The following is a 12554-nucleotide window of genomic DNA, read 5'->3' on the forward strand; positions in this document are numbered from 1 at the left end:
TGCCGGATCGGCCGTCTGAAAAAATGTTCTGGACAAAAGTGCGGAGCGCTCGTACGGTTGGTCCGCACCCACCCGCTCGACGGCGCGACGCAGCGCCGGACCAATGGAGGTCTTCCGTGACGGACACGGCGACGACGACACCCGGAACCGATGTGCCGACGACCATGCAGGCCGTCGTCTGCCACGGTCCGCGCGACTACCGCCTCGAGGAGCTGCCGGTCCCGACCCCCGGCCCGGGCGAGGCCCTCGTCCGCGTCGAGGCGGTCGGCATCTGCGCGAGCGACCTGAAGGCGTACCACGGGGCCGCGAAGTTCTGGGGCGACGAGAACCGCCCCGCCTGGGCCGAGACCGAGGTCGTCCCGGGCCACGAGTTCACCGGGACGGTCGTGCAGCTCGACGACGCCGCCCGCGCCCGCTGGTCGGTCGAGGTCGGGGACCGGGTCGTCGCCGAGCAGATCGTCCCCTGCTGGGACTGCCGCTACTGCGACACCGGGAACTACCACATGTGCGCCCCGCACGACATGTTCGGCTTCAAGCGCCGCAACCCCGGCGGCATGGCCTCGTACATGGTCTTCCCGGTCGAGGCGCTCGTGCACCGGATCAGCAAGGACCTCCCGCCGGCCCACGCCGCCTTCGCCGAGCCGCTGTCCTGCGCGCTGCACGCCGTCGAGCGGGCGGCCATCCGCTTCGACGACGTCGTCGTCGTCGCCGGCTGTGGCCCGATCGGCCTCGGGATGATCGCCGGCGCCGCCGCGAAGTTCCCCGCCGAGATCGTCGCCCTCGACATGGACCCCCGCAAGCTCGACCTCGCGCTGCGGACCGGTGCCACCCGCGCCATCAACATCGCCGACACCGACGCCGTCGCCGAGGTGAAGGCGATGACCGGCGGCTACGGCGCCGACGTCTACCTCGAGGGGACCGGCCACCCGTCCGCGGTGCTCCAGGGCCTCAACCTGCTCCGCAAGCTCGGCCGGTTCGTCGAGTACTCCGTCTTCAAGGACGACGTCTCCGTCGACTGGTCGATCATCAGCGACGACAAGGAGCTCGACGTCCTCGGCGCGCACCTCGGTCCGGGCTGCTGGCCCGCCGCGATCCGCCTCATCGAGTCCGGCCGGCTGCCGATGGACGACATCTGCACCCACCAGCTGCCGCTCGCCGAGTTCCAGCGCGGGCTCGACCTCGTCGCCTCGGGCGCCGAGTCGATCAAGGTCTCGCTGATCCCCGGATGAGCACCGCACCCGCCCCCGCCCCGGCGGCACCGGCCGCCGACCGCCCCCCGTCGCAGAGGAGCCCCCGGATGACCCGCACCCGTCGCCGGCCGCTCGTCCTGCTCGGCGCCGCCGTCCTCCTCCTCGTCGCGATGGTCGTCTCGACGAAGTTCGTCACGCCCGAGGAGGCCGAGGCCCTGCGGCCGCAGCAGTTCGAGGCGCCCGTCTACGTCCAGGAGAACTTCCCGCAGGTCGTCGAGACCCTCACGGCGGAGGCCACCGACCTCGCGACCGTCGCCGAGGCGGTCGACGCCGACCCGCAGGCCGGCGGTGAGCAGTTCGGCGTCGCCGTCGGCAGCGGCAAGTTCGCCGTCCCGGTCTCGTTCACCGGCACGGTGACGAGCGTCGACGACCGGTTCATGGAGGTCGACGTCGAGGGCGTCCCAGACGGCGACACCGTCCGCATCCCCATCGGGAACGCCGTGAGCGGGACCCCGGTGCGCGACGCAACGGGCTTCATGACCTTCGGGGACTTCCCCGGCCAGACCGACTTCCAGAACGTCGCCAACGAGCTGAAGCTCGTCATCGCCGACGAGGTCGTCGGGGCCGCCGACCCGGCGTCGCTCGAGGGTCAGGAGGTCTCCGTCGTCGGTGCCTTCGCGACCGGCGGCCCCGAGGGCTCCTACCTCGTCCAGCCCGTCGTCCTGCAGGCCACGTCGTGACCGCCGTCACCGAGACGCCCACCGAGGCCGCCGCGCACGAGGGCGACGTCGTCCTGCGGGCCGTCGACATCACGAAGACCTACGGGGTGACCCGCGCGCTCAAGGGGGTCAACTTCGACGTCCGGCGCGGCAAGGTCACCGTCCTCTTCGGGGAGAACGGTGCCGGCAAGTCGACGCTCATGAAGATCCTCTCCGGGGTCGAGCAGCCGACCGGCGGCGTCCTCGAGCTCGACGGCGAGCCGGTGACCCTCGCGTCGACGACCGACGCCGTCGACCGGGGCATCGCGATCATCCACCAGGAGCTCAACCTCTGCCCCAACCTCAACGTCCGCGACAACATCTTCATCGGCCGCGAGCTGCGGACCGCCCGCGGCATCGACTACGGGCGGGAGGCGGAGATCACCCGCGGGCTCATGGCGCGGCTCGAGGAGGAGATCTCGCCGGACACCCTCGTCGCCGACCTGCGGCTCGGGCAGCAGCAGATCGTCGAGATCGCCCGCGCCCTCGCGGCGGACGCCCGCATCCTCATCATGGACGAGCCGACGTCGGCCCTGTCCTCGGCCGAGGTCGAGGTCCTCTTCAAGGTCATCGACGACCTCACCGCCTCCGGGGTCGCGATCGTCTACATCTCGCACCACCTCGAGGAGGCCATCGAGGTCGCCGACCACGCCGTCGTCTTCCGCGACGGCGACCTCGTCGCCGACCGGGACGCCGAGGGCCTCACCCTCCCGTGGGTCGTCTCGGCGATGGTCGGCCGCGAGGCGGACTACGACTTCCGGGACGCCTCGCGCGACTACGGCGACGTCGCGCTGCGGATCGAGGACGTGCGCGTCGTCGACCAGGAGGGCGGCGGCCGCCTCGCCGTCGACGGGGTCTCCCTCGACGTCCGCGAGGGCGAGATCGTCGCCCTCTACGGCCTCATGGGGGCCGGCCGGACCGAGCTCATGGAGGCCCTCTCGGGTCGCGAGCCGTTCGCCACCGGCCGGGCCCTGCTCGGCGACACCGACCTCGCGCCGTACTCCATCCAGCAGCGGATCGAGCTCGGTATCGGGCTCGTCCCGGAGGACCGGCAGCGCGACGGGCTCGTCCAGCTCATGACCGTCGGCCAGAACCTCTCGCTCGCCAGCCTGCTCGGCTCGGTGAGGCGGGGGCTGGTCTCCCGCAAGCACGAGCGCGGCGGGATCGAGGACCAGATCCGCGACGTGCGGGTCAAGACGGCCGGCCCGGAGGCGCTCATCACCTCGCTGTCCGGCGGCAACCAGCAGAAGGTCGTCATCGGCAAGATGCTCCTCACCGACCCCAGGGTGCTGCTCCTCGACGAGCCCACCCGCGGGATCGACGTGGGGGCCAAGGGGGAGATCTTCAGCCTCCTCTTCCGCGAGGCCGCCCGCGGGCTCGCCGTCCTCTACGTGACGTCGGAGATCGGCGAGGCGCTGAGCGCCGCCCACCGCGTCGTCGTCATGTCCAAGGGTCGGGTCGTCCGCGAGTTCGACCCGCGCACCTGCACCCGTGAAGAAGTCATGGCCGCCGCCGGCGAGACCGGCGCCGACGTCCACCACACCAAGGAGCAGCACCGTGAGTGACACCCTCGCCCCCGAGCGGGAGACCCGCCCGGCGCCGCCGCCGCAGGAGCCCCGCCGCCGCCGGATCAACCTCGGCAACGTCCTCGTCGAGGGCCGGGCGCTCGTCGCGCTCGCGATCATCGTCGTGATCTTCGCGTCGCTGTCGCCGAACTACCTCCAGCCGGACAACCTCATCCTCATGACGCGCCACGTCGCGATGAACGCGATCCTGGCGATCGGGATGCTCATGGTCATCCTCAACGGCGGCATCGACCTGTCGGTCGGCTCGACCGTCGGACTGTCCGGGGTCATCGCCGGCTACCTGCTCCAGGGCTGGGACATGCCGATCACCCAGCTCGTCGCCTACCCGCCGGTGTGGGTCGTCATCATCGGCGCGGTCGCCCTCGGCGCCCTCGTCGGGTACGTCAACGGCCTGCTCGTCTCCAAGCTCAACGTCGCCCCGTTCATCGCGACCCTCGGGATGCTCTACGTCGCCCGCGGGATCGCGCTGCTCATCACGAACGGCGAGACCTTCACCGCCCTCCAGGGCGAGGAGGGCCTCGGCAACACCGGCTTCGTCACCTTCCTCGCGAGCGCCCCGCTCGGCATCCCGATGCCCGTGTGGTTCATGGTCGTCTTCGCCGTCGGCTTCTCCCTCCTGCTCAACCGGACCGCGTTCGGCCGCTGGCTCTACGCGACCGGCGGCAACGAACGGGCGGCGGAGCTGTCCGGCGTCCCGGTGAAGAAGGTCCAGACCCTCGTCTACGTCATGTCCGGCTTCTGCGCCGCCACGGTCGGTCTCCTGCTCACCGCGGACCTCCCGGCGGCGACGCCCCGGGCCGGCGAGTTCTACGAGCTCAACGCCATCGCCGCGGTCGTCATCGGCGGCGCCGCCCTCTCCGGCGGGCGCGGCACCATCCGCGGCACGCTCATCGGCGCGTTCGTCATCGGCTTCCTCGTCGACGGTCTCGTCCTCGTCGGCGTCTCGGTCTTCTGGCAGCAGGTCATCAAGGGCGCGGTCATCATCCTCGCCGTCGCCGTCGACCAGCTCCAGCAGTCCTTCCAGAAGCGGCGCGCCCTCCGCAAGGTCGCCGCGTCCACGAACCGGCCGGGCTCCCCGAGTCCCGCCTGACCCGGTGGCCGCCCGCGTCGGTGAGGGCGCGGCGGCCACCGGGTGCACCCACCGCACCACCCTTCCCGAAAGGACCACCATGTTCCGCACGCTCACGAAGGCGACGGTCGCGCTCGTCGGCTCGATCGCGCTCGCCGCCTGCGGCTCCTCCGACGCCGACACCTCCGCCGGAGCCTCCGGTGACGAGGGCGGCGGCGGGGGCGGCACGATCGCCGTCATCACCGTCGACCCGTCGAACCCGTACTGGAAGGCCGAGGTCGACACCGCGGTCGCCGAGGCCGAGAAGCTCGGCTACGAGACGACGGTCGACGCGCACAACAACGACGCCGACCGGCAGAACCAGTTCATCGACGGCGCGATCTCCAAGCAGGTCGACGCGATCATCCTCGACCCGGCCGGGGCCGACGAGTCGGTCGGCGCCGTCCAGAAGGCGACCGACGCCGGCATCCCCGTCTTCCTCGTCAACGCCGAGATCTCCGAGCAGGGGATCGCCAAGAGCCAGATCGTCTCGAACAACGCCCAGGGAGCCACGATCGGCGCCGAGGCGTGGGTCGAGGCGGTCGGCGGCGAGGGCAAGTACGTCGAGCTCTTCGGCAACCCGACCGACAACAACGCCCAGGTGCGCTCCGACGGCTACGCCGAGGTGCTCGCCCAGTACCCGGACCTCGAGCTCGTGCAGCAGGAGACCGCGAACTGGGACCGTGCCGAGGGCAAGGCGAAGATGGAGATCATGCTCCGGGCCCACCCGGACATCGTCGGGGTCGTCTCCGGCAACGACGAGATGGCGCTCGGCGCGATCCAGGCCCTCAAGGACGCCGGGAAGCTCGACCAGGTGACGGTCCTCGGCTTCGACGGCAACCCGGACGCCGCGGCCGCGGTCGAGGCGGGCGAGATGGTCGCGACCGTCCTCCAGCCCATCGTCGACGGCACGACGCTCGCCGTGCAGCAGGCCGACGCCTTCCTCACCGACGGTGAGACCGGCGCCTCGACGGAGAAGCAGGCCATCGACTGCATCCTCATCACCGAGGACAACGTCGGGCAGCTCGACAACTTCGTCATGGGCGGCTGAGCGGCACCCACCGCACCCCGACCCGGGGGGCCGGCGCCCGCGCGGCGCGGCGCCGGCCACCCGCACCACCCGACCCCCGCGGGAGCACCCGCGTCCCGTCCCCGCGGCACCGCCGCACCCAGACCCTCTCGGAGGTCCCCGATGACCCACGTCCACGACGACCCGGCGCGGTTCAAGGAGGAGGTCGTCGCCGGCTTCGCGCAGGCGTACGGCCGCTACGTCCGCCGGGTCCCGAACGCCTCGGGGTTCGTCCGGCGCTCCGGCCCCGGTGCGGGCAAGGTGAGCCTCGTCGTCGGCGGCGGCTCCGGGCACTACCCCTCGTACTCCGGTGTCACCGGCACCGGCTTCGCCGACGGCTGCGTCCTCGGTGACGTCTTCACCTCCCCCTCGACCGAGCAGGTCTACCGGGTCGCCCGTGCGGCGTCCGGCGGGGGTGGAGTCGTCCTCGCGTTCGGCAACTACGCCGGGGACCGGCTCAACTTCGGCGCCGCGCAGAAGCGGCTCGTCGAGGAAGGCATCGACACCCGGGTCGTCTACGTCACCGACGACGTCGCGTCCGCGCCGCTCGCGGAGAAGGACGCCCGGCGCGGGATCGCCGGGACGTTCACGGTCTACAAGGTCGGCGGGGCCTCCGCCGAGCGGGGCGACCCCCTCGACGAGGTCGAGCGCCTCATGCGGCTCGCGAACGACCGCACGTACTCCTACGGCGTCGCCTTCGACGGCTGCACCCTGCCGGGCAGCGACGACGCGCTCTTCCACGTCGAGCAGGGCCGGATGGACTTCGGCCTCGGGATCCACGGCGAGCCGGGCATCTCCTCCGCCCCGTGGATGCCGGCACCCGACCTCGCCGCCGCCCTCGTCGAGCGGGTGCTCGAGGAGCGCCCGCAGGACGCCTCCGGGCGGGCGGCCGTGCTCGTCAACGGACTCGGGGCGACGAAGTACGAGGAGCTGTTCGTCCTGTACGGCCACGTCGCCCGGCTCCTCGAGGAGGCCGGGGTCGAGATCGTCCAGCCCGAGGTCGGCGAGCTCGTGACGAGTCTCGACATGGCCGGCTGCTCGTTGTCGCTGACGTGGCTCGACGGCGGGCTCGAGGAGCTGTGGGTCGCCCCCGCGGACACCCCGGCCTTCCGCCGTGGCGACGTCGGGGACCTGCCGACGTACGAGGCCGTCGAGGTCGACGAGGCGAGCGAGGAGACCGAGCAGCGGACCCCGGCGAGCGAGGAGTCGCTGGCCGCCGTGCCGCGTGTGCTCGCCGCGGTCGACGCGATGACGGCCACCGTCCTCGAGCACGAGGACGAGCTCGGCCGGATCGACGCGGTCGCCGGCGACGGCGACCACGGCCTCGGGATGGCGCGGGGCACACGCGCGGCCCAAGAGGCGGCGCACGCGGCGGCCGACGCCGGGGGAGGGGCCGGCTCGGTGCTCGCCGCGGCGGCGGACGCGTTCGGCGACAAGGCCGGCGGCACGAGCGGGATCCTCTGGGGGATCCTCCTCTCCGGTGTCGGTGCCGGGCTCGGTGACGAGGACCGGGTGACCGCCGCGTCCGCCGCCGCCGCCGTGGCCCGCGGCTGCGACGCCGTGCAGGCCGCCGGCGGTGCGCAGGTGGGGGACAAGACCCTCGTCGACGCGCTCGTCCCCTTCGTCGCCGACCTGCGCGAGCGGGTCGACGCGGGGGAGGGACTCGCGACCGCCTGGCCGGCCGCGGCCCGCGTCGCCGACGAGGCCGCCCGCGCGACGGCCGACCTCACCCCCCGGCTCGGGCGGGCGCGTCCGCTCGCCGAGCGCAGCGTCGGGACCCCCGACGCGGGAGCGGTGTCGATGGCCCTCGTCGTCGGCGCCGTCGGACAGGTGCTCGCGGGAGAGCCCGCGGGCGTGAGCGAAGGGAGCAGCGCATGAGCACGGGCATCCGGCTCCTCGTCGGCGGTGACGTCGCGGGGTTCGAGTACAAGGAGGCGATCCTCGCCGACCTGAAGGACGACCCGAGGGTGGCGTCCGTCGAGGACCTCGGCGTCCCGGCCGACGACAAGGAGTCCGAGACCTACGGGTCGGTCGGCATCCGCGCCGCGGAGGCCATCCGCGACGGGAAGGCCGACCGGGCCATCCTCGTGTGCGGCACCGGGATCGGTGTCGCCATCGCGGCGAACAAGGTGCCGGGGATCCGGGCCACGGTCGGGCACGACTCGTTCAGCGTCGAGCGCTCGATCCTGTCCAACGACTGCCAGGTCCTCACGATGGGCCAGCGGGTCGTCGGCCTGCAGCTCGCGCGGCGGCTCGCCTCGGAGTGGATCGGCTACACCTTCGACCCGTCGTCGCCCTCGAAGGACAAGGTGGCGGTCATCAGCGCCTACGAGGGCTGCTGACCCGTGTGGCTCGGGACGAGCTGGAAGATGTCGATGACGCTCGCGTCCGCGCGGGCGTGGGTCGCCGAGGTGACCGACCGGCCCCTGCCGCCCGGTGTCGACGCGTTCGTCCTCCCGCCGCACACCGCGCTCGCGGCCGTGGCCGGTGCCGTCCCGTCCGGTCACGGGCTGCGGGTCGGCGCCCAGGACGCGCACTGGGACGACGGCCCGGAGTGGACCGGTGAGGTCTCGGTGGCGCAGGTCGCCGACGCCGGCGCGGGGATCGTCGAGGTCGGTCACTCCGAGCGCCGGATCGGGCTCGGCGAGGACGACGGCGTCGTCGCCGCCAAGCTGCGGGCGGTCCTCGACGGCGGTCTGACCCCGCTGCTGTGCGTCGGGGAGAGCGCGGGGCGTCGCCGCGAGGGCCGGGCCCTCGAGCACCTCACCGACCAGCTGGCGAGCGCCCTGCGCGGTCTCGACGGCGAGGAGGTCCGCCGGGTCGTCCTCGCCTACGAACCGGTGTGGTCCATCGGCGCCGGCGGGACGCCCGCGACGCCCGACGACGTCGCGCCGGTCGTCGCCCACCTGCGCCGGACCGGCTCGGCGCTCACCGACGCCGACCCGCTGGCCGTGCTCTACGGCGGGGGCGTCGACACGGCGAACGCGGACGTCCTGCTCGACACCGGCGTCGACGGGCTGTTCGTCGGACGGGCCGCGTGGTCGGCGGCCGGGTTCCGGAGGCTGCTCGGGGTCGTCGCCGACCGGGTCGCGCGCGACGGCGGCCGGTCGGCGCTTCCGGGCCTCGGCGCCGTGCGATAGACAGGGTCATGGCCTCCACCTCCCGCCGCTCCCGCTCGACCGCCGCCGCCTCGTCCGCGGCCCCCGACGGGGACGGCTCCGGCTCGAGCGCGCGCACGGCCTCGTCGACGGCGAAGAAGTCCGCGGCGAAGAAGTCCCCCACGAAGAAGGCCGCCGCCAAGAAGGCCGGGGCGAAGACGACGACGTCGTCGGGGTCGAGGAGGTCCGGGGCGACGAAGGCGTCGGCGAAGCAGGCGTCGACCCGCAAGGACGCGGCGACGAAGTCGCGCCCCACCGCCGCCGGCGACTCCGCCGGGTCGACCGGCGGTCCGAAGGACTCCGCGCTCGGGCCCCGGGACGCCGCGTCCCGGATGGACTCCTTCACCGCCCTGGCCGCCGCCCGGGCCCGGGGCGACATGGTGCCGCTGCCGCGCAACCTCTCCGGCCACGACCGGCGGGTCCACGTCCGCCAGACGATCCGCGAGGACCACCGGTCCCGCATCACCGACGGCTCGGACGACGCGCAGGCGAAGTTCGACAAGCTCGCCGACTCGATGTACTCGTTCTTCCGTGGCACCGCGCTGCTCTTCTACCGCGACATCGCGGGCGAGGACGCGTGGATGCCGACGGTGCTCTGTCTCGGTGACGTCCACCCCGAGAACTTCGGCGTCATGCCGAGCGCCGACAACGTCCCCTTCTTCGGGGTCAACGACTTCGACGAGGCCTACTACGCCCCCTTCACGTGGGACATCAAGCGCGGTGCCGTCGGGTTCGTCGTGGCCGCCGAGGTCGAGGGCGGGATGAAGCCCAAGAAGCAGCGAGCCGTCGCGGCCGAGTTCGTGCGGGGGTACGTCGAGGGGATGACCCGCTTCGCGCGCGACGGGGACGAGACCCAGCACCAGACGCGGCTGGACAACGCGCCGCCCATCATCAAGGCGCTCCTGGAGAACTCGCTGAACGCGCGCACCGAGTGGCTCGCGAAGAAGTACCACGACGAGTACGGGCGGGGTTTCAAGTCCAGCAAGAAGCTCGTGCCGCAGTCCGGGCGGGTCCCCGAGTTCCAGCAGGTCGTCGACCGGATGGTGAAGGACAACGGGATGACCGTCCCGGCGCGGGCCGGTCGGATGCGGGTCAAGGACGTCGCCGCGCGGATCGGCCAGGGGACCGCCTCGCTCGGGCTCACCCGGTACTACGTCCTCCTCGAGGGTCCGACGGCCGACGGGTCGGACGACGTCATCGTCGAGCTCAAGCAGGCCCGCCGGTCGGCGCTGTCGGGGCTCGTCCCGCCCTCCGACTTCGGGGTCGACGGGACGGGGGAGCGGATCACCGAGGCGGCCCGGGTCCAGCTGGTCAACGGCGACGTGTTCTTCGGGCACGTCGAGTTCGAGGGGATGAGCTTCATGACCCGCGAGCGGTCGCCGTACAAGAACGAGATCGACCTGGACGAGCTGTCGTTCGGGGACTGGAAGAGGTACGCGCAGCTGTGTGGCCAGACCCTCGCGCACGCGCACGCCCTGTCGGACGACGTCGGGGAGCGGGAGGTGGACATCGAGCCGCTGGTCCTCGACGCCATCGGGGTGCCCGAGCTGTTCCTCGAGGACACCCTCGGCTTCGCGACCGAGGCGGCCGAGCGGCTGCGGGCGGACCACGCGTCCTTCCGGGCCGACCACGCGCTCGGTGCCTTCACGTCCGTCGACCGGGTGTTCCGCTGACGCACGGCACCGCGCCCGACCCGGCGTGAGCCGAAGGGGGCGAGGTCGGGCGCGGTGGTCCGGAGCCCGTTCAGCGGGCAGGCAGGCGCGTGATCCAGTAGGAGGCGGTGTCGGGCGACGCGACGCCGAACCGGGCGTTGACGGCCCACAACCAGCCCCCGGCCAGCGTGGCGGTCGCGGGGACGTCGAGGGTCTCGTCCTCCGCGCGGCCCCGCCAGGCCGCGGCCCAGCCGTCGGCGCCGGCGCGCAGCCGGAGCACCGAGACCTCCGCCTGACCGCTGCCGCGCACGACGTACAGGACCGAGCCGTCGAGCACGAGCCCGTCGCCGCCGGTTATACCCGGACCGCCGCTCACGGGGATCTCCGTCGTCGTGCCCGTCGCGGGGTCGACGGCCCAGAGGCCGCCCGCGGTGCTGTGGTCCAGGACGAGACTGCCGTCGGACAGCTCGCGGATGCCGTTGGCCGCGAGGTTCGTGCCGTCGTAGCCGGGCCACGCCCCGCCGAGCGGCAGGAACGCCGGGTCGGTGCCGGTCGGCGCACCGCGGCCGTCGACGGCGATCGCGGTGAGCCGGTCGACCCGCGAGTCGGTGACCCAGACGGTGTCGTCGGTGACGACGAGGTCGTTGAGGAAGCCCGCGCCCGGGACGACGACGTCGGCGAGGACGGTGCCGTCCGCGCCGGAGACCGCCCAGACGTGGCCCTCGCTGCCGACGTTGCCCGCCGCCCACACCAGGCCCGACCGGTCGTCGAAGAAGAGGCCGCGGAGCTGGCGTCCGGCGGCCCCGGGGAGCAACGTCGCGACGGTGCCCGCGAGCAGGTCACCGGTGACGATCCGACCGTCGGCGAGGCTGCCGACGTAGTACGTCGTACCGGGGCCGGAGGTGATGCCCTCGGGTCGGATGCCGTCGGGCAGCGCGACGGTCTCGGGGGCGCGGGGTGCACGCCTCGCGGCGGCGGGGGTCGGGCGGCCGAGGAGAGCGGCGGCGGTGAGCGTCGTCATGCCGATGGCGACGCGGCGGCTCGGACGGGGCAGGGCGGCGGCTGTCGTGCTCATGTCCTCACGGTCCCCGACGAGGACCTGGAGGGGGCGCGCAGGAACGTCACCGTCCAACCTTCGTCGAAGGTTGGACGGTCGCGGGCGCGCCGCGGAGCGGGGCGGAGCGTTCCCGAGCCAGCCGCTTCAGCCCGTCCGCGGGCCGCACCGGGTCGGGCCACTTCGGGTCCGCGGTGTCGGCGCTGCTGCGCCCGGTGACCCGGCGCCGGACGAGCGGGACCACCTCGTCGCGCACGAACCGTGCCTCGTCGGCGACCGCGCGGGTCCACCGGGTCGGCGGCGGCGGGTCGGTGAGGCGCCGCAGGTGGAGGGTGTGCGGCACGCCGATCTCGCGCAGCACCGCCGCCGCCATCCGCTTGTGGCCCCAGCGGCTCATGTGCAGACGGTCCGGGGCCCAGAGACGGGGGTCGTCGAACTCCCGGAGCCGGGCGTGGTCGACGACGAGGGCGTCGTGCTCGTCCGCGATGTCCCGGATCCCGGCGTTCATCGCCCGGGCCCGCCTGGTGAGCGGCTCGAGCAGGGCGGTCATCCGCGGGTCGAAGGCGGTGAAGACGACGACGGCGGCACCGGTCCCGGCGAGGGCCGCGACGGCCCGCTCGTAGTGGTCGAGGACGCCGTCGACGTCGGCGCGGACGGCGAGCAGGTCGTTGCCCCCGGCGAAGAACGTCGCGACCGTCGGGCGCAGGGCGAGCGCGGCCGGGAGCTGCTCGGCGAGGACGGCGTCGATGCGCTTGCTCCGCAGGGCGAGGTTGGCGTACTCCCACCGGGGGTCGGCGCGGCCGAGCTGGCGGGCGAGGCGGTCGGCCCACCCGCGGTAGCCGTTGGGGTAGCGCAGGTGCGGGTCACCGACGCCCTCGGTGAAGGAGTCGCCGACGGCGACGAGACGGCCGGGGTCCACCCCCTCATCGCAGCACGGAGTCGACCTCCGCGGCGCCGCTCCCCGGGGGTCGCGGTCCGG

General features: G+C 73.3%; 11 protein-coding genes. 9 read left to right on the forward strand and 2 right to left on the reverse strand.

Going from position 1 to position 12554, the window contains the following annotated elements; all coding sequences use genetic code 11:
- Positions 1–164: 164 nt before the first annotated feature.
- From KC207_RS15070 to KC207_RS15110, 9 genes are all read left to right on the forward strand, one after another.
- The gene (locus KC207_RS15070; protein WP_211604220.1) at positions 165–1229 is read left to right on the forward strand and encodes an alcohol dehydrogenase catalytic domain-containing protein; all 1065 of its coding nucleotides are present in this window, start codon (positions 165–167) and stop codon (positions 1227–1229) included.
- Between the two features lie 68 nt (positions 1230–1297).
- Positions 1298–1930 (forward strand): DUF2291 family protein, encoded by a 633-nt coding sequence (locus tag KC207_RS15075; RefSeq protein ID WP_211604144.1) that lies wholly within the window; start codon positions 1298–1300, stop codon positions 1928–1930.
- The gene (locus KC207_RS15080; RefSeq protein ID WP_211604145.1) at positions 1927–3513 is read left to right on the forward strand and encodes a sugar ABC transporter ATP-binding protein; all 1587 of its coding nucleotides are present in this window, start codon (positions 1927–1929) and stop codon (positions 3511–3513) included. The genes KC207_RS15075 and KC207_RS15080 overlap by 4 nt, the downstream gene beginning before the upstream one ends.
- A complete protein-coding gene (locus tag KC207_RS15085) occupies positions 3506–4624 on the forward strand; it encodes an ABC transporter permease (protein WP_211604146.1) in 1119 nt (372 codons plus the stop codon). Before KC207_RS15080 ends, KC207_RS15085 begins: the two co-directional genes overlap by 8 nt.
- Before the next feature lie 79 nt (positions 4625–4703).
- Entirely contained in the window at positions 4704–5693 is a 990-nt protein-coding gene (locus KC207_RS15090; RefSeq protein WP_211604147.1) for a D-ribose ABC transporter substrate-binding protein, read from the forward strand.
- Positions 5694–5834: 141 nt separating this feature from the next.
- On the forward strand, positions 5835–7589 hold the full coding sequence (locus tag KC207_RS15095) for a dihydroxyacetone kinase family protein (protein ID WP_211604148.1): 1755 nt from the start codon (positions 5835–5837) through the stop codon (positions 7587–7589).
- Complete coding sequence (locus KC207_RS15100) at positions 7586–8053, forward strand: ribose-5-phosphate isomerase (protein WP_211604149.1); 468 nt, start codon at positions 7586–7588, stop codon at positions 8051–8053. Before KC207_RS15095 ends, KC207_RS15100 begins: the two co-directional genes overlap by 4 nt.
- Before the next feature lie 3 nt (positions 8054–8056).
- A complete protein-coding gene (locus tag KC207_RS15105; protein WP_282958978.1) occupies positions 8057–8851 on the forward strand; it encodes a triose-phosphate isomerase family protein in 795 nt (264 codons plus the stop codon).
- 8 nt (positions 8852–8859) lie between these two features.
- The gene (locus KC207_RS15110; RefSeq protein WP_211604151.1) at positions 8860–10542 is read left to right on the forward strand and encodes a DUF2252 domain-containing protein; all 1683 of its coding nucleotides are present in this window, start codon (positions 8860–8862) and stop codon (positions 10540–10542) included.
- A gap of 70 nt (positions 10543–10612) precedes the next feature.
- On the opposite strand, the gene KC207_RS15115 is transcribed toward KC207_RS15110, so the two are convergent.
- Complete coding sequence (locus KC207_RS15115; RefSeq protein WP_211604152.1) at positions 10613–11596, reverse strand: NHL repeat-containing protein; 984 nt, start codon at positions 11594–11596, stop codon at positions 10613–10615.
- Positions 11597–11642: 46 nt separating this feature from the next.
- Positions 11643–12494: an SGNH/GDSL hydrolase family protein gene (locus KC207_RS15120; protein ID WP_249138775.1), complete on the reverse strand. Its 852-nt coding sequence runs from the start codon at positions 12492–12494 to the stop codon at positions 11643–11645.
- Positions 12495–12554 lie beyond the last annotated feature (60 nt).

It is taken from the genome of Phycicoccus avicenniae (assembly GCF_018139485.1).
Lineage (GTDB): Bacteria > Actinomycetota > Actinomycetes > Actinomycetales > Dermatophilaceae > Phycicoccus > Phycicoccus avicenniae.

What these genes read in the sequence shown, in the direction of transcription:
- KC207_RS15110 (WP_211604151.1), top strand. Translation starts at nt 8,860, where the DNA reads ATGGCCTCCACCTCCCGCCGCTCCCGCTCGACCGCCGCCGCCTCGTCC.
- KC207_RS15090 (WP_211604147.1), top strand. Translation starts at nt 4,704, where the DNA reads ATGTTCCGCACGCTCACGAAGGCGACGGTCGCGCTCGTCGGCTCGATC.
- KC207_RS15100 (WP_211604149.1), top strand. Translation starts at nt 7,586, where the DNA reads ATGAGCACGGGCATCCGGCTCCTCGTCGGCGGTGACGTCGCGGGGTTC.
- KC207_RS15115 (WP_211604152.1), bottom strand. Translation starts at nt 11,596, where the DNA reads ATGAGCACGACAGCCGCCGCCCTGCCCCGTCCGAGCCGCCGCGTCGCC.
- KC207_RS15070 (WP_211604220.1), top strand. Translation starts at nt 165, where the DNA reads ATGCAGGCCGTCGTCTGCCACGGTCCGCGCGACTACCGCCTCGAGGAG.
- KC207_RS15075 (WP_211604144.1), top strand. Translation starts at nt 1,298, where the DNA reads ATGACCCGCACCCGTCGCCGGCCGCTCGTCCTGCTCGGCGCCGCCGTC.
- KC207_RS15095 (WP_211604148.1), top strand. Translation starts at nt 5,835, where the DNA reads ATGACCCACGTCCACGACGACCCGGCGCGGTTCAAGGAGGAGGTCGTC.